This is a genomic window from Kitasatospora sp. NPDC052896, from assembly GCF_044547075.1.
In the GTDB taxonomy this organism is placed as follows: Bacteria; Actinomycetota; Actinomycetes; order Streptomycetales; family Streptomycetaceae; genus Kitasatospora.
On sequence record NZ_JBITZU010000039.1, the window covers coordinates 1 to 16,947 of the forward strand.

At 67.9% G+C, this 16,947-nt stretch carries 12 protein-coding genes and 4 pseudogenes; 6 read left to right on the forward strand and 10 right to left on the reverse strand.

The features are described from left to right. Both ACIGXM_RS35550 and ACIGXM_RS35555 read left to right on the forward strand, forming a co-directional pair. A partial coding sequence (locus ACIGXM_RS35550; RefSeq protein ID WP_396568258.1) for a hypothetical protein occupies window positions 1-198 on the forward strand: 198 nt, incomplete at its 5' end. A gap of 9 nt (window positions 199-207) precedes the next feature. Beyond that, entirely contained in the window at window positions 208-402 is a 195-nt protein-coding gene (locus ACIGXM_RS35555; protein ID WP_396568259.1) for an NUDIX domain-containing protein, read from the forward strand. Between the two features lie 40 nt (window positions 403-442). On the opposite strand, the gene ACIGXM_RS35560 is transcribed toward ACIGXM_RS35555, so the two are convergent. The 8 genes and pseudogenes from ACIGXM_RS35560 to ACIGXM_RS35595 form a co-directional block, all read right to left on the reverse strand. Further along, window positions 443-1,162, reverse strand: a complete 720-nt coding sequence (locus ACIGXM_RS35560; RefSeq protein WP_396568260.1) for an IS6 family transposase — start codon at window positions 1,160-1,162, stop codon at window positions 443-445. Window positions 1,163-1,209: 47 nt separating this feature from the next. Beyond that, a complete protein-coding gene (locus tag ACIGXM_RS35565) occupies window positions 1,210-1,719 on the reverse strand; it encodes a hypothetical protein (RefSeq protein WP_396568261.1) in 510 nt (169 codons plus the stop codon). Window positions 1,720-2,000: 281 nt separating this feature from the next. Continuing rightward, window positions 2,001-3,344, reverse strand: a complete 1,344-nt coding sequence (locus tag ACIGXM_RS35570; protein WP_396568262.1) for an LGFP repeat-containing protein — start codon at window positions 3,342-3,344, stop codon at window positions 2,001-2,003. 405 nt (window positions 3,345-3,749) lie between these two features. Further along, on the reverse strand, window positions 3,750-4,847 hold the full coding sequence (locus ACIGXM_RS35575) for an integrase core domain-containing protein (protein WP_396568263.1): 1,098 nt from the start codon (window positions 4,845-4,847) through the stop codon (window positions 3,750-3,752). A gap of 574 nt (window positions 4,848-5,421) precedes the next feature. Next, window positions 5,422-6,090, reverse strand: coding sequence for an SGNH/GDSL hydrolase family protein (locus ACIGXM_RS35580; RefSeq protein ID WP_396568264.1), 669 nt, complete (start codon window positions 6,088-6,090; stop codon window positions 5,422-5,424). A gap of 178 nt (window positions 6,091-6,268) precedes the next feature. Continuing rightward, entirely contained in the window at window positions 6,269-7,816 is a 1,548-nt protein-coding gene (locus tag ACIGXM_RS35585) for an MFS transporter (RefSeq protein ID WP_396568265.1), read from the reverse strand. Between the two features lie 100 nt (window positions 7,817-7,916). Next, window positions 7,917-8,744, reverse strand: a pseudogene (locus ACIGXM_RS35590) (NADP-dependent oxidoreductase); the annotation flags it as partial. A gap of 43 nt (window positions 8,745-8,787) precedes the next feature. Next, window positions 8,788-9,741 (reverse strand): annotated as a pseudogene (locus tag ACIGXM_RS35595) (alpha/beta hydrolase); the annotation flags it as partial. Window positions 9,742-9,822: 81 nt separating this feature from the next. Here ACIGXM_RS35595 and ACIGXM_RS35600 point away from each other — a divergent pair. Further along, window positions 9,823-10,461: a TetR/AcrR family transcriptional regulator gene (locus ACIGXM_RS35600; RefSeq protein WP_396568266.1), complete on the forward strand. Its 639-nt coding sequence runs from the start codon at window positions 9,823-9,825 to the stop codon at window positions 10,459-10,461. A gap of 7 nt (window positions 10,462-10,468) precedes the next feature. Here ACIGXM_RS35600 and ACIGXM_RS35605 read toward each other — a convergent pair whose 3' ends face one another. Beyond that, on the reverse strand, window positions 10,469-11,659 hold the full coding sequence (locus ACIGXM_RS35605; protein WP_396568267.1) for a serine hydrolase domain-containing protein: 1,191 nt from the start codon (window positions 11,657-11,659) through the stop codon (window positions 10,469-10,471). Window positions 11,660-11,870: 211 nt separating this feature from the next. Here ACIGXM_RS35605 and ACIGXM_RS35610 point away from each other — a divergent pair, with 211 nt between their 5' ends. From ACIGXM_RS35610 to ACIGXM_RS35620, 3 genes and pseudogenes are all read left to right on the forward strand, one after another. Beyond that, window positions 11,871-12,683, forward strand: coding sequence for a MarR family transcriptional regulator (locus ACIGXM_RS35610; protein ID WP_396568268.1), 813 nt, complete (start codon window positions 11,871-11,873; stop codon window positions 12,681-12,683). A 64-nt stretch (window positions 12,684-12,747) separates the two neighbouring features. Then, window positions 12,748-15,744, forward strand: a complete 2,997-nt coding sequence (locus tag ACIGXM_RS35615) for a BTAD domain-containing putative transcriptional regulator (RefSeq protein WP_396568269.1) — start codon at window positions 12,748-12,750, stop codon at window positions 15,742-15,744. Between the two features lie 121 nt (window positions 15,745-15,865). Next, window positions 15,866-16,375: pseudogene (locus ACIGXM_RS35620) on the forward strand (IS701 family transposase); the annotation flags it as partial. Between the two features lie 216 nt (window positions 16,376-16,591). Here the strand turns inward: ACIGXM_RS35620 and ACIGXM_RS35625 are convergent. Beyond that, window positions 16,592-16,930: pseudogene (locus tag ACIGXM_RS35625) on the reverse strand (transposase); the annotation flags it as partial. Window positions 16,931-16,947: the final 17 nt, after the last annotated feature.

Here is a 16,947-nt window from a genome sequence, read left to right on the forward strand (position 1 = left end):
TACCGTATCGCGGGGAGGAGCCGAGCAACCTCACGGCCGACTGACGAAACAAGCATCACCCAGACCGGCCCATCCACACATATTGACAATTACTCGCGCGACGACGGCACCGACCAGACCATGCACGACCTGCTGCGCTGGCAGGCGCGGGAGAAGAGGGGCCGCGATGCTGGTCCGCCTGCTCAGCTGTCGGAGTAAGACCGGGCGTTGCCGCGTAAGCGGGTGGCGGCCGGGGTGTTGTTCGTCGATGCCGAGGGCCGGGTGCTGCTGGTCGGTCCGGTGTACAAGGAGCCGTGGGAGATCCCGGGCGGTGGGGTCGAGTGGGACGAGTCGCCGAGGACCGGTGCCACCCGCGAGGTCAAGGAAGGGCGTTGTCACGTTGGCGGGGGCGTGATCCCCTGAGGCTGTGTCAGGGCGTGCTGGGGCCGGGGGCGGGTCTGGTTCAGGCCGCAGCGGGCAGGTCGGCGGTGCCGGTGATCCGGTCCCAGATCGCGAAGCGGATGATCATTTCGGTGCGGTGGCGGCCGGCTGTAAGGAGGTGGCGGCGGGGGCGGAAGTGGGGTGAGATGCCACTGAAGGCGGCGAGGAACCGTCGTGCTCCGCGGACACCGCAGAAGCCTTTCATGGCGCATTCTCGTTGCTGGGTGGGCTGGTGGCTGTTCTCGGCGCGGTTGTTCAGGCCCTTATGGGAGCGGTGTTCGACGGAGGGCATGACCTCGCGGTGGGCGGCGCCGTAGGAGCGGAGCTTGTCGGTGACGATCACCCGCGGCACGGTGGTCGTCTTCTTGAGGAGTTTGCGGAAGAAGCGCCTGGCGGCGGCCTTGTCCCGCCTGTTCTGGACCAGGATGTCGAGCACGCTGCCGTCCTGGTCGACGGCGCGCCACAGGTACTTCTGCTCGCCGTCGACCTTGATGAAGACCTCGTCGAGGTGCCACTTGTCGCCGGGGCGCGAACGTCGTCGCCGCAGTGCGTTGGCGTAGGCCTGGCCGAACTTCAGGCACCAGCGCCGGATCGTCTCGTAGGAGACGATGACGCCGCGCTGGAGCATCATCTCCTCGACCTCCCGGTAGGAGAGGGGTAAGCGAAAGTACAGCCATACGCAGTGCGAGATGACCTCGACCGGGTACCGGTGGCCCTTGTACGACGGCGACGTGCTCGGCACGAACGGTCCCCCTCCAACACGGTCAACCCAAAGATCATCCCACCCCGTCAGCCAACGTGGCAGTCCCCTTCGGAGACCTTGCCCTCGCGCACCAGCACCTTGGTGGCCTTCTCTGCGGCGGCCAGGGCCTTCCTGTCCAGCGGCGGCATCGGGTCCGGGGCGGCGGGCAGGTCCAGCAGCATCATGCCGTCCTCAGGCGCGCCGTCCAGGCCGCGGCCGTCGGTCTGGTTGCGCTCGTAGAAGGTGACCATGTGTGCCAGCAGCGGCAGCTCCCGGCGCAGGCGCTCGGCCACCGAGGGGGTCAGCCGCTCGCCGTTGCCCAGCACCTGCCCGCTCTTGCCGACCGCGACGGAGAGCACCTCGCCATCCGGGGCAAAGTGGTACTTCGTCTCGGCGCCGTCGTCCATCAGCCCGGTGGCGACGGCCCGGTTCCACGCCGTGAGGACCCGCCGCATGGCGGCCTCAGGGAACGGGGGAATCCCGTCCATGCCGCCGCCGGTCGTTCGCCGGCGCTTGTCCCGCCGAGCCTCCTTGGCGCGCTTCGCGTCCCGTGCCACCGCTGTTCCTCCTCGTCCGCTGGCCCCCGCACCGTCAACGACGGGGCCGATGGGGGGTGCGCGGTGCTCGCCCGGTCGGCCGGGGCGCGTGCCAGCCGGTCAGCGCCAGTCACCGGAGGCGGAGAGGGGTGCGGGAGCCGTCACACCGGGCGGGTCCGTGAGGCACATGCGGTAGGGGTTCAGCCGAGATACGCGTCAAAGGGGCAATCAGTGGATCTTGATGACGGAAGCGCCTCGCCGGCCCATAGGCTGACGAGGGGCTTCGTCGTGCCGCTACAGGCTCAGCCGGTGCACGCCATGGTGGCGTCCTGGGAATCCGGGTCGTTCCGGGTACAGGTGTGCTGGGGGGCTGACAGGTCGCTGACGTGGGTCTGCCAGACGGCGCCCTGCCATTTGGCCTGCGGGGCGCTGGCGTTGTCGAGGAGACTGGGGTAGCGCAGGACTTCCCACGACGGGAACTTGTCCTTCGTCGTCGTGATGTCGAAGCCGGTGAAGGACTTGTTCTTGTCGTCGTACCCGTGCGGCGTCAGGTACCAAGTCGCGTTGATCCGGCCGAGGTCTCCGAACTGGTAGCCCGGGACGTCAACGAACGAGTTGACCGCCGAGATCGATACCTTGATGCCCCCGCCGGTGGTGGGCTCGACCCAGTATTCATTCTGGGGGATCGGGTCGTCCTGGACGACTTCGGCGTGCGGGGTGCGGACGAGAGGCTTGGCGTCGCGGCATCCGTTCAGCGTGGAGCTGGGGTCGTGGACGCAGGAGTGTTCGACGTAGACGCCGACGCGGCCCGTTTCGGTGTCCCACGCGACGGTCACCTTGGATTCGGCGGCCGGGTCGGTGCTCCACTGGCGGTGGTTGCCGATGATGTCGTTCACCGGATTGTTGTCGGTGGCGATGTAGCCGCGTACGACGACGATCCCCCGGTCTCCCCCCAGGGGCAGCAGGTTCGCGGCCTCCTGCAGGCCCCCGTCACGCGTACTGCTGTTGGGGGTGAGGTACAGGTCGCGTGCCTGTGCGTACTGCGGGTTGGGAGTCTCCTCGGGAGACCATGCGATGGGGCCGTGCTCGAACATCTGGCTGACGCCCTTGACGCCTGGAACCTGGACTTCGTCGCTGATGGGGTAGCCGTAACGGCCAGTCTCCCACTGGGCCTGTCCCCAGCGTTCGCCGATGCGACCCCAGACAGGGTGCGCACCGGTGTCGGGGGACCAGTAGACCGAGCCGCCCTGGAAGACCTGGCGTACGCCCTTGCCGTCGGGGAGCCGGATTTCGTCGCTGGTGGGATAGCCGAGACTGCCGCCTTCCCAGCCGAGCTGCCCCCACTTGTCGCCGATGAGGCCCCAGATCGCGTGGGCACCACTGTTGGGACTCCAGTAGATCGAGCCATGCTCGAAGACCTGGCGGGCACCCCCGCCCTTGGGGGCCGGGATTTCGTCGGACTTCGGACAGCCCAGGGAGGCCTGTACGCCCGGCGTCTGCGTGTATTCGGTCCAGATGGCCCCATCGACCGAGTGGCCCTCGCTGCAGAAGACCTGAGCCGATGCGGGAGCAACCTGAACGCCCAGCAGGAGCAGGGCACTTGAGGCTGTGATGGCGAGGAGTTGGGATGCTCTTGCTCTGATCATGTCGAACAGTCTCTACGCCTGTAGGTGGTCCGGACAATGAGACAAAGAAACGAAGCACTCGAATGGGTGACGAGCCGGGCACCCAGGGCTTCAAGATCATCTCATTGCCCCTTTGGTGCGCATCTCGGTCACACTCCCGGTGCGGATCATGCTCAGCCTTTTCGACCGAAAAGGCTGGAGCGCCAGTACGAAGAGTTTCGACCGTGTGCATTCAAACTATTCGACCGAACAGTTTGCCGCCCGCACGCGCCGTGCCTCCACCGTACGCCCGGCCCGCCAAGCTGCCCCGCGTCCTGGGCGCCTGCGCGGGCTACTCGGCGTCGAAGGTGTGAATCCCGGTGGCGGCCCACTCCAGCATCCGGCCCTGCTCGACGTTGTGCGGGCCCAAATTCCCGTCCGTGCTGGTCAGGCCGCATGTTGGTACTCATGGATCACGCAGCCGAGGCGGTCACGGCGGCGTATGTCGAGTCGGGTGATCCGCTCTGGTTCGGTGATCGGCGCGGGCAGAGCGCGCAGCGGGGCCGCGCTTTGGAGCGAGCGGTGGGTGCGGTGCTCGTTGTAGTGCCGCTCGTATGCGAGTAGGGCCCGGCGCAGGTGTCGTTCGTTCCAGATCATGGTCCGGTCCAGGAGTTCCCGGCGCAGGATGCCTGCCCATCGCTCCATGACCGCGTTCATGCGGGGAATCCGGACGCCGGTCAGGACGGTCTGGATGCCAGCGTCGGCGAGGTTCTCGTCGATGAGGGCGGGGTACTTCGCGTCGCGGTCCCGGATGAGGAACCTGGCTCTGAAGCCTGTGTCCTCCAGCTCCATGACGGGATTTCTGATCGCCTGGGTGACCCAGAGATGAGTGGGGCGGGCGGTGGTTCCCAGGATCCGGACGCGGCGTGTGGTGTGCTCGATGACAGCGAGAATGTACTGGCGCTGCCCGACCAGAGTGACGGTTTCGATGAAGTCCATGGCCAGCAGGGCGTCGGCCTGGGAACGGAGGAAGTCGGCCCAGGTCGTCGAGGCGCGGTCGGGAGCGGGGTCGATGCCCTCCGTCTTGAGGATCTCCCACACGGTCGACGCGGCCACACCGATGCCCAGCAACGCGAGCTCACCATGGACTCTGCGATAGCCCCAGGACGGATTCTCCCTGGCCAGGCGCAGGACGAGCCGGCGGATCGAGGCGCAGGTGCGCGGACGCCCCACGCGCCGGCGGCCGCTGGCCGCGGCGTGACGCTGCCGCATCAGATCGCGATGCCATCGCAACACCGTATCCGGCCGCACCACCAGACGAAGCCGCCGCAGCACCCCGCGCGGCAACCGCATCAGCAGCGCCGCCAGGAACGCCCGGTCCTCCGGGGCGAACCGCACCCTCGCCGAGCCGAGTTGCCGCCGCAGCACCGCGATCTGGTGACGCAGAGCCAGGCTCTCGACCTCCTTGTCACGATCACTCAGCGACAGCAGACGCAGCACGGCGAACACGTTCGAGACGGCCAGATACGCCAGACGAAGCAGCACAAGCGATCATCATGTCCTGACGCCCACGCTCCACCCAAGCGCCCGACCTGCACGGACGACTTTTCCGGCACGCACACGTCCGAACTGCTTCTGGTCGAGGAGCATCGGCCCGCGAGTAGCGGCATATAGAAGCCCGCAAGCCTCAGTGCCGCACATCAAGGGCGCGACCGCGAGACCGACAGCCCCCTCGCCCAGCACGGGCTCGTCGTAGTCGTGCGTGATGTCTGCATCACCCTCATAGCGCTGAACGGACAACGGGACGTGTTCAATGAGCGCCCTGCCGCCCAGTCCCCGCCCAGGCCTGATAATCATGGACGTCAAGGCTGAGGTGGCATTGCCCACGCACACTGACACCGGCACACAACCATCACCAAAACCGCCGAAGACCAGCGGCGTCGCATCATTACGACGCGACGCCGCCATGCGAACGAGCAAGTCTCTATCAGCAGCCCTGGGCATCAACGGCTCGGCTCTCCGGCACGTACGTCGATGTCGGTGCTCGGTGTCAGAGGCAGCCACTTCAACAGCGGCGCTGCGTGAGAGTGCCGGTGTCGCGGGCGATCGCGAGGCCCGGTCACGCGACCAGGCTCAGCCAGGCTGCCGCGAGTGCGGCGTGACCGGCCGGCGTCGGGTGCAAGCCGTCCGCTGCCCAGTACTCCGGTCCAGTCGTCCCGGCGAGTTCGGCGAACATGTGGTCGGCGTCGAGCAGATGCGCGCCGTACTTGCGGGCGAGCCTGCGCACGGCCTGGATCTTCGGGTCCAGATCGGTGCGCCATTCCTTTCGCTTTTCGTCGTCGATGAGTGCGTATCCGGCCCCAGCCTCGATGACGTCATGAATCGGCAGAAGGAACGGTTCGATGAGGATCAGCCGCGTACCCGCCTCGGCGAGGGGAGCGAGCAGGCGGTCATAACCCGCCTCGAACTCCTCCACGGGGATCACATAGCCCTTCGGATCCAAGGTGTGCCAGCCCATGTCATTGACCCCGACGAGGATCGACACCACGTCCGGGCGTGCGTCGAGCACGTCTGTCTGCCAGCGGGCTGCGAGGTCCATCACCTTGTGGCCGCCTATGCCGGTGTTCAGCCAGGTCACAGGGCGGTCCGGGTGCCGGAGTCCCCACTCGCCCGCGACGCGCAGCGGGTAGCCGAACCCGAGGCCGTCTTCGCTCTCAAGCCGTTGGCAGTCGGTGATCGAATCGCCGGTGAACATCACGGTGCTTCCCGGACGAAGGGTGATTGTCATTTATTTTCCTATCATTCTTCGATGAACTCGCGGCCTGTATGCCACTCCGCAGGCGTGCTTCTGTTTCGCCGCCCGTGGATTGGTTGAATGGTTGAGCCGCATTTATCCCGGCACATCGGGCGGGATCACCAGCCAGAAATCGCACCATACTGCGCAGTCCCTGGAGTGTGTTTGAATTTCAGGGTGTGGTGGCAGGTTCCGGGTCAGAGTCGACTGGCAGCGGGAGGGGGCCGCTGGGGAAGAGAACCGCGGCCACGACGGCGCTGCCCAGGAAGACCGCTGCCGCAATCCAGAACACGAGGTGGTAGCTGGCGAGGGTCGCCTCGGTGACAGTCACTGACTGTGTCTGGGGTGTGGTGTGGGTCGAGAGGTACTTCGCGGTCGTCGTCGTGGCGAGTGAACTGAACACCGCCGTCCCGATGGACCCGCCGATCTGCTGGGCAGTGGTCACCAGGGCGGAGGCCACTCCGGCATCGTGCGACCGGACTCCGCTGGTCGCGGCGTTCTGCACCGGACCGAAGATCAGTCCGAATCCGATGCCCGTGACGAGCAGGGCCGGCAGGACGGCGCCGGCGTAGCTGGAGTCAGCCTGGATGCCGGTGAGTATCGCCATGCCGATCGCGGACAAGACGCATCCGATCGGGACGAGGGGCCGCGGTCCGGTGCGCGGCAGGAGCACTGCCCCGGAGAAGACCGCTCCCGCCATCACCAGACCGATCATCGGGAGGAACGTCACACCGGTTTGCAGCGGGGTGAAGCCCAACGTGTTCTCGAGGTAGTACGTGAGGAACAGGAAGACTGCGAACATCCCGATCCCGGAAATCCCGAGTGACAAGTACGCCGTCCCTCGGACACGGTCCAGGACCACTCGCAACGGCAGCAACGGATGTTTGGCACGGCGTTCGATCAGCACGAAGAGGGCTACGAGTGCACCCCCTGCGATCACCGAGCCGAGCGTCCGGACGTCGTTCCAGCCGTGCGTCTCGGCGGTGCCCAGGCCGTAGACGATTGCGACCAGGCCGAGCACTACCGCGACTGAGCCGGCGACGTCGGGCCGGACCCGCTCTGGCCGTTCGCCGTCGCGCAGGAAGGCCATCCCGCCGATGAAGGCGACCGCTGCGATGGGCAGGTTCACGTAGAGACACCACCGCCACGAAAGACTTTGCGTGAGGACGCCGCCCAGCAGCAGCCCCACTGCCCCGCCGGCGCCCGAGACTGCGCCGAAGATCCCGAACGCGCGACCGCGTTCCTTCGCGTCGTCCGCGAACGTGACCGACAGCAGTGACAATGCCGCTGGTGCAAGCATCGCGGCGAACGCACCCTGGGCGATACGGGCGACCAGCAGCATCGCGAAGGTCTCGGCGGCACCGCCGAGCGCCGACGCGAGAGCGAATCCGCCGATGCCGATGAGGAACAGTCGCTTGCGGCCGAAGAAATCTGACAGTCGGCCGCCGAGCAGCAGGAGGCTCCCGAAGGCGAGTGCGTACCCGGTCAGCACCCACTGCCTATAGTCAGAGGGAAATCCCAGGTCGCGCTGGGCGGACGGCAGCGCGATGCTCACGATGGTCGAGTCCAGGATGTCCATCAGTTGAGCGAGACTGAGGACAACAAGGGCCATCCACCGGTTCGGCCCGTGGCGTCCTCCGTCTGGGACATCACTGCTTTTCAGGGGGGCGTTCCGAGGAGCCGATGGGGCGCCCTCGGTCGATGGGATATCAGAATTCACAGTGCTCTCTCACAGAGATTGGTGATTGTGGGCGCGACGAGCGGGGTCCACAAGACGGTCTTCCGCGGTCCGGGGTCTCCACGCTGACAGCGGAGTTGACTCAGTCGACCAGCAGCACGAGTTTTCCGCGCACGCGACCCGCTTCGCCGACGCGATGTGCCTCCGCCACTTCGGTCACGGGGAACGTCCGCCCGACGGGAAGTGAGAACCGGCCGGACTCGATCAGCTCGCCGAGTTGTGCGATCACGTAGAGCGCACGACCCGCGTCGCCTCTGCTGAACCGCACACCATGCCGCTGCGCACCGGCGAAGTCAGCGACGGTGAACACCCGTTCCGAACCACCGGCGAGTTCGACGAGCTCCGGCAAGATGCCGCTCCCGGCCACGTCGAGCGCGAGAGCGACCCCGTCGGAAGCGAGCCGACGGACCACCTCCGCCATGCCGGCACCGTAGGCGACGGGTTCGGCACCGAGCGAGCGCAGGAAATCACGGGTGGCCGGGCTGCCGGTCCCGATCACGCCTGCGCCCCGGACCGCGGCGAGCTGGACGGCGGCACTGCCGACGCTTCCGGAGGCGCCATTGATGAGTACCGTGCCGCCGCTTTCGACGCCCAGCTGGTCGAGGGCGCGTGCTGCCGTCTCGCTCGCGGCCGGTACTGCGGCGGCCTCGGCGAAGCCGAGCGACGGTGGGATGGGGGCGTAGCAGGACAGCACTGACAGTTCCGCCTGAGCGCCGCTGACGGCGGAGAACCCGAACACGCGGTCACCGACCACGACACCTGTGACACCCGCACCGAGCTCGTCGACGATCCCCGCTGCCTCGTGGCCCAGGGTCTGTGGGAGCTCTTGACCCATGAGTCCTTGACGCTTCTTCCAGTCGCTCGCGTTGACCCCGGCGGCGCGCACAGCGATCCGGACCTGACCGGGCCCCCAAGTCCTCCGGGCTGTCGCCTCCGAATCCGCAGTGTGGCATCGCCTCGAACACGTGCGGTTCGGCCTCCACACTGGCGCGCCGCAGGTTGCGGTGCATCCGGACGGTGTTTGAGAGGAACAGATCGCGGGTGCCACTGAGAAGGAACGTGGGTGGGAAGCCGGACAGGTCGCCCAGGAGCGGGGAGAGATACGGATGCCGCAGGTCAGCCCCTGTCGCGTAGAGGGCGTTCGGCGCTCGCAAGCTGCGGAGAATGTTGTCCACCCCGGTCAGGGTCTGGAAGGTGTCTCCCTCCTCCTCGGCGAGGTCGACCTGCGGGGTGTTGAGCACCAGGGCTGCGGGCATCGGCAGCCCTGCGTCTTTGGCGCGCAGCAGCAGGGCCGCGGCGATGTTTCCTCCCGCGGAGTCGCCTCCGACGAATACCCGCGATGGATCGTGGTCACGTACCGCGCGGCGGTATACGGCGATCGCGTCGTCGAGCGCGGCAGGGTAGGGATGCAGCGGCGGCAGCCGGTAGTCCACACCCCACACGAGCATGTCCATGGACGACGCGGTCCTGGCTGTCATCGCGCGGCAGGCGTCCCCGCCGCCGACCAGGAGACCTCCGGGGCGCATCCAGAGGAAGACCGGCTCGTCCGCTTCCTCCTCGACTCTGTGGGGCCTCGCGGTGTAGACGGTTGCGCCATCCACGTCGAAGTCCTCGACCGTGACCGGCAGTTCAGAGATCGGGAACCGCCGGGCCGTCGATCGATTCGCCTGCTCGGCCATCGCGGGCCATGCCTCGGTGTCCTCGGCGGCCGGTAAGGAAAGCTCGCCGCCGTCGACTGCGAGCCATGCCCGCGCCTGCTCACTGACCGTCGACGGAGCGGGGAACCTCCGCTCGCTCATGGCGTTGGCCCCTGTCGATGCCGCCTCGTCGCCCGTGCCCGGCGGCACGACCTTCTGTCGCTGCACAGGACCATCTCCCCTCGGCCGACACAGCTCACTGGGCGGCATCGGCAATCATGTTCGTTGCAGGATGGCGGACTGAGCACTAAGTTAACTGACTAACTTTAGTGACACAAGGGAATGAGGAGTATGCCCAGAACCAGCAAGCGCGGCGGCCCGCAGACGCGCGCGCGAATCCTGGAGGTCGCGAACCGGTTGTTCCACGAGCGCGGGTACGAAGCCGTCACCGTCGCCGAGATCGCGCGCGAAGCCGGAGTCTCGAGCGTGACGGTCTTCAAGCACTTCCCCCGCAAGGAAGACCTCTTCATGGACCGTGCGGCCGACGCGGCCGACCTGCTGCGCTCAGGCGTCCGCGACCGCGCACCGGACGTCGACGCGCTGACATCCTTGCGGGATATGAGCTTCCGCCTCCTCGACACCCGGCACCCGCTCTCCGGTGTCTCCGACCTTTCCGTGCCCTTCTTCCGGACGGTCGCGGAGTCACCCGCGCTCGTCGCCCGGGCGCGGGGCATCGCATCCGAACTGCAGACGGCGCTGACCGATGAACTCGATCGCGACCCGGCCTTCGAGGGCAACGCGACTTTTCTCGCCGCGTTCTTCATCGCCGGCTACGGCACGGTGCTGGTGGAGACCGTACGCCGCCGCATCGCGGGCGAGCCGACGAGTGCCGTAGTGAAGGACCACCACGTACACCTTGAGCAGCTGTTCACGACGCTGCGTGATGGAGTTGGCTCCGAACGACAGTCGCTCGGACCTGCGGCAACGTGACCGCCGCTCAGCCGTGCGTCCCGTTGCCGCAGAACTCCGCCTCGAGCTCGGCCGTGAAGACCGAGATCGGGCCCAGCTGGGCGCCGTTGGCCCAGTCGCCGTTGACCTCGGTGGAGAGCGTGTGGCGGCCGTCGCGGGTGCCGAAGGTGTAGGACCAGGAGCCGTCGATCGCGCCGCCCATGCCCCAGACCTTGCCGCAGGAGAGGTCGACGGAGGCGATGCCCAGGCCGTAGTGGGTGGCCGGGATCCACTTGGTGCCCGGGTCCTGCATCACGAACATCTCATCCATTTGGGCGGGCGGCAGCAGCAGGCCCTTCAGCAGGGCCTGGAAGAAGGTGTTCAGGTCGCCAACGGTGGAGATCATGTCACCGGAACCGTAGCCCCAGGACGGGTTGAGCTCGGTGACGTCGTAGAACGGGGCGGTGGCGTCGTCGAGGATGCCCAGCTTGGAGTAGAAGCGGCCGTGTGGGCCGTGGATGCGGGTGTCGTCACCGGTCGGCTCGTAGGTGTTCCTGAGGTGCAGCGGCTTCACGAATCGGTCGGTGATCTCCTGCGAGAGGCTGCGCCCGGTGACCCGCTCCACGATCATCCCGGCCAACACGTAGTTGGTGTCGGAGTACTCCCAGCCGGTACCGGGGGCGAACGACGGCTTCACGCTGATGGCCAGCTCGACCAGCTGTCGCGGCGTGAAGCTGTCGAACCGATGCTGCAGGAAGGCCGGTCCGTTGAAGTCGTGCTCGACCGAGTCGGACGTGGCGAAGTTGGCGATCCCACTGGTGTGGTCGAGCAGCTGCCGGATGGTGATCTTCGAGCCGTCGTAGCCGTTGCCGTCCACCAGCCCCGGCAGCCACTGCTCGACGCTGTCGTCCAGGTTCAGCTTGTGCTCGGCCTCCAGCTGGAGCAGCACGGTGGCCACGAAGGTCTTGGTGGTGCTACCGATCCGAAAACGGTCCTGCGGGTCAAGCTTCTGACTGCTTGCCAGGTCAGCCGTGCCGGCCTGACCGAACCAGGTCGAGCCGCCGTTCTTCACCTCGGCCATCGCCCCCGGCAGACCGGCCCCGGAGATCGCCTGGTCGAGCGCCGACTGCAGGCCCTGGTAGCCGCCGCGGTCGTGGTCCGCGGCGAACGCCGCCGGGGTGACGGCCAGTAGGGCGCCGGTCAGTACGGCGGCGAGGGCGGCGCGGGCGGTGGTCTTCATGGTGGTTCCCCCTGTGATCGGTCGTTGCTCTCGTCGTAGGTGAAGACGGTACGGCGGAATTCAACGATCAATCAACGTAAAATCAAGAAAAGGACCTTAAATACGCAGGTAGATGATGGTAAATCGTCGCAATGAGCCTGTCGGCTAATGCAATCGCCGTTGCAACAACCGCGCCCGCTCGCATACTCACCTGCGAGGAGAGGAGCCGCTCATGCCAGGTGCCCGGCTGACCCAGGAAGACCGCCGCACGATCGCCGCCGGGCTCGTCGCCGGGCTCGACTACGCCGAGATCGCCCGCCGACTCGCTCGCCCCACCTCCACGGTGGCCCGGGAGATCGCCCGCAACGGCGGCCCCTCCGGCTACCGCGCGGCCAGCGCCCAACGCGCCACCGCCCAACGCTCCCGCCGCCGGGCGAGCCCCGCCCGGCGCCCCGAGGACACCGCGACTGTGACCGACGGACGCGATCCGGCCGCCATCGCCGAGTTCGCCGGCAAGTTCGCCGACCTACTGGCGTCCCTCGGCCTACCCCCTATGGCGGCCCGGGTGCTCAGTTGCCTCTACGTCACCGACGCTGGCAGCCTGAGCGCCGCCGAACTGGTGCGGCGGCTCGGCGTGAGCGCGGCCTCGGTCTCCAAGGCCATCGCCTACCTGGAGAGCCAGGAACTGATCCGTCGCGAACGCGACGAGCACAGCCGCCGCGAGAGCTACGTGATCGACGACGACGTCTGGTACCGCTCGATGCTGGCAAGCGCCCAACGCAACGCCCTACTGGCCGAGTTCACTCACAACGGCGCCAGCCTGCTCGGCGCGGCCACCCCCGCCGGAATGCGGCTCGGCACGGCGGCGGTCTTCCTGAAGCACATCGGCACCGACCTCGTCCGCTCGGTGGAGCAGCGATGCGCCGAGGACGGACTGCTCCAGTATCTTTCCGACGGTGCCGTAGCGTTCCACACCACCCGGGGCCCGCTCATGGGGGGCCGCGCCGGCCGTTGGGTCGGCCGGCGCGGGGAAACGGCGCAGTAACATGCGGTAACGGGCCTGGTCAGCGTGACGGCGGGCCCACGTCGGTACCTGGGGGGGACCACGGATGCGTTTCAGCTTGCTCGGACCGCTGACCGTTCATGACGGCACGTCGGCCCGTACGCTCGACGGGCCGAAGGCGCGGGTGCTGTTGGGGGTTCTCCTGCTGAACCCCAATCAACCGGTGTCCACCGACTGCTTGCAGGAAGCCCTGTGGGGAGAGCATCCGCCGGCCACGGCGAGTGCCTCGCTGAAGAACCACATCGCCCGCCTGCGCCGGGCCCTGACCGAGGACAGCGACGACGAGCCCCGGATCAGGGCCGTCCGAGGGGGCTACACCCTGCGCGTGGGGCCGGGCGAACTCGACACCGACGACTTCACCAGCGCACTCGCGACGGCCCGCACCGCCTACCACCGAAAGGACTGGCCGACCGTCAACCGAGAGACGAAGCGGGCCGCCGCACTGTGGCGGAGCACGCCGATGCCAGAACTCGCGGATCTGACCGCGGCGCAGCCGCACGTCGAGCGGTACACGCAGGCCCGCTGGCAGGCCTTGGAATGGCGCATCGACGCGGAACTGGCACTGGGCCGCCACCAGGGTCTGGCCCCCGAACTCACCGGACTGATCGCCGAACAGCCCCTACGCGAGGCCTTCCACCGACAGCTGATGCTGGTACTGCACCGCACCGGACAGCAGGCCGAAGCCCTCGCGGTCTTCGGCCGGCTGCGCCGCACGCTCATCGACGAGCTCGGCGTCGAACCAGGCGCCAGCGTGCTGGCCGCCCACCAGGAGATCCTGCGGCCCACCACCACACCGACCCCCACCTCCCCACCCCACGCACCCGGGGATGAACCGGACCGGGACGGAGCGGGCGACGCCGCACCCGATGCCTCCGGCCCTGCCCCTATCGGAGGCGTCTCGAAGTCGCCCGCTCCCCCAGCCGGGCCGGTGCCCGCTCCGGCCGGTTCCGGCGTGCTGCCATCCCGGGGCGACCTGGCGGAGGTCGCCGAGTCGCTGGCACGCAACGTGCACAGTCGCTGGCTGCGCGAGGAGGAGCAGCGCCGGATCCATGATCCGTTCCCACTGCCCGTCCGGTGGCGGTCGGCGCCCGCGGGACTCTTGGACCACTGGGACAACATCAGCGGGGCGGCCCCGGGGGCTACTGCGGGGGCGCTGTCCCTGGACGGCGGGCTGGCCCAGATCACGGACGTCTACCGGCGCGTCGGGTCCGGGCGGCTGGTGGTGCTCGGCCGGGCCGGTTCCGGCAAGACCGTCCTGATGATGCGGTTCGTTCTCGACTATCTGGAGACCCGTGGGGGCGGTGAGCCGGTGCCGGTCGTCTTCAGCATCGGATCGTGGGACCCGACCGTCACCGCGTTGCGCGACTGGCTCGTCGACCGGCTGCTGCGCGACCACCCGAACCTCGCCGCGCCCGCCTCCAGCCGCTCGACGCAGGCTGCCGCGCTGGTTGACGCCGGCTGGATCCTGCCGGTCCTCGAGGGCTTCGACGAGATCGCCACCGGGCTCCAGGCGGCCGCCCTGCGCGAGCTCAACTCCGTGTCCCTGCCGCTGCTACTGACCAGCCGCACCGAGCAGTTCGCCGACGCGGCCGCGACCGGCGTGCTCGGGAAGGCCGCCGGCATCGAACTGACCGACCTGACCACGGACGACCTCATCCACTACCTACCGCGCACCGCGCGCCCGACCGCACCGGGCAAGCGAACTGGACGAGCCGCGACTGTATGGTGCCCCGTACTGGATGAGCTTCGCAACCGGCCGGACCACCAGGCCGGCGCCAACCTCGCGGCGGTGCTGAGCACCCCGCTGATGGTCCTGCTCGCCCGGACCCTCTACAGCGACACCCCCGGACAGGACCCGGCCGACCTCCTCGACACCACCCGCTTCCCCACCCCACAGGCCCTCGAAGAGCACCTGCTGGCCGGCTTCGTCCCCACCGTCTACCGCCAGCGCCCCCCGGCCGGGCTCAGCACCGCCGCTTCCCGCCCTCACCGCGTCTGGGACCCTCACCACGCCCGGCACTACCTCGGCCACCTCGCCGCCCACCTCGACCGGCCCGAACAGCGCCACCGCCAGGACCTCGCCTGGTGGCACCTGTCCGGCGCCCTGAGCCTGCCCTCGCGCATCCTCGCCATCGTCCTCGCCTCCACCGCGGCCACGACCCTGTCCTTGCTCGTGTCAGCGACCATGGGCCTGGTCATGCCCAGTAGGTGGACGACATTCGGGTTGACCATTCTTCCGGCCGGCCTCACGGTCGGCCCGGTCGTCGGTCTGGCCTTCGGACTTGTCCACGCGGTCGCCGTCACATTCGACAAAGAAGCGTTCGAACCGTCCCGCGTTCGGTTGCAACTACCCGGCCGTGGCCGACGGATGGGTGACGTACCCGCCCGCAGACTCAACACCGCTTGGGGCGCCGGATTACTGGTCGGCCTCATCGTGGGGTTGGCGTACGGCCCCACGCAGCTGGTCCTGGGGATGAGCCGCAAGTCACGGCTCGCCAACGCACCGCTGGTCGAAGCGGTGCTGGCTCACTCACTCCTGTACGCGGTCATCTTCGGAATGGCCGGAGGCCTGGCCCTCGGGCTCATGGCCACTCTGGAGACACCACTCGATGTCGGTTCCGCCGCTACACCCATGGACCTGCTGGCCATCAACCGCAGCACCGTCATCCGCCAGGCCCTGCTCGTCGCTCCGGTGATCACCGTCGCCATCGCCATCTTCTGCCGAGTACTGGGAGCCACAGACCTCTTCCAGGGCTGGTTTGGCCCATCACCCTCACTCTGGACATGGCTCGGACTCGGAACCGACTGCGGGCTCATCGGCACCCTCTGCTACGTCCTCTCGTTCACCGCCTGGGGTCAGTGGGTGCTCTTCACTCGCATCTGGCTCCCCCTGACCGGACGACTTCCCTGGTCACCCATGGCCTTCCTCGACGACGCCTACCACCGGGGAGTCCTCCGCCAGGCCGGAGCCGTCTACCAGTTCCGCCACGCCCGGCTCCAAAGCCACCTCAGCCCCACGCCTTACGAGCCGAAGCACGGTTGACGCCAGGATGCGGCGGCGAGCACTGGAGCCTCAGCCAGTGCGGGATGATCCGCCGCTCGGCGACCACCGTGTCGCCCTGGCCGGCCGGGGCCAGGGACTTGTCCAGGATGACGTGCACGTATTGGAGCAGGCCGACCTCTTCCACGTCGTGGCCACCACCAGCCACGACACCGTCGTCACCTGGCAGGCCATGGACCACCGGCTGCACGACCTGGTCGCCGATCTGCCCCGCCAGAAGTGGAAGCGCCGCTCCTGCGGCGAGGGCGCTCACGGCCTGCGGATCTACGACTGGGCCCGTGTGGAGGTCCGGCCCTGGCATCGCCCCGATCGCAAGCACTGGGTCCTGGCCCGCCGCAGCATCACCGATCCCACGAAGATCGCCTACTACATCGCCTACGCGCCCGCGGAGGCCACACTCAACGAGCTGATCGCCGTCGCCGGCGCGCGATGGGCGATCGAGGAATGCTTCCAGAGCGCGAAAGGTCAGTGCGGCCTGGACGACTACCAGGTCCGCCGGCACCCGGGCTGGTACCGGCACATCACTCTCGCCATGGCCGCCCACGCCTACCTCACTGTCATGCGGGCCCAGCAGCCCGAAAAGGGGCCGGACCTGCTCGAACGCCAGACCTGATACCCCTCACCGTCCCCGAGATCCGCCAGCTGATCACGCATCTCACCCGGCCTGCCCGCCGCAGCATCGACCACGTCCTGCACTGGTCCCGATGGCGGCGCAGACGCCAACAACAGGCCCGGACCAGCCACTACAAGAGACGAGGCCACAGCCCAAGAGCTGAAGCCTCGTCACGGTAAGCACCGTTGCAGTACTAGGGCCTGTGTGATGTCGTGATCAGCTGGTGGTCGGTAGGAGATCATCGATCCAGATCATCGAGGCGCGGAGGTGGAGGCCGGCGAGGTAGCTCTCGGGGGTCTTGTCGAACCGGGTGGCGATGCCTCGCCCGGCCTTCAGCTTGTTGATCAGGCGCTCGACGGTGTTCCGTTCCTTGTAGAGGTCGACGTCGTGGCTGACGGGCCTACCGCCCTTGCCGCCATTCTTCTTCCGGTTGGCGGCTTGGTCCTTCTTCTCCGGGATGACCGCCTTGATGCGCCGTTCGCGAAGGTAGAAACGATTGCCTCGGGACGAGTAGACCTTGTCTCCGGCGACCGCGTCGGGCCTGGGGGGCCTTCCCCCGCCGCTACCTGCCC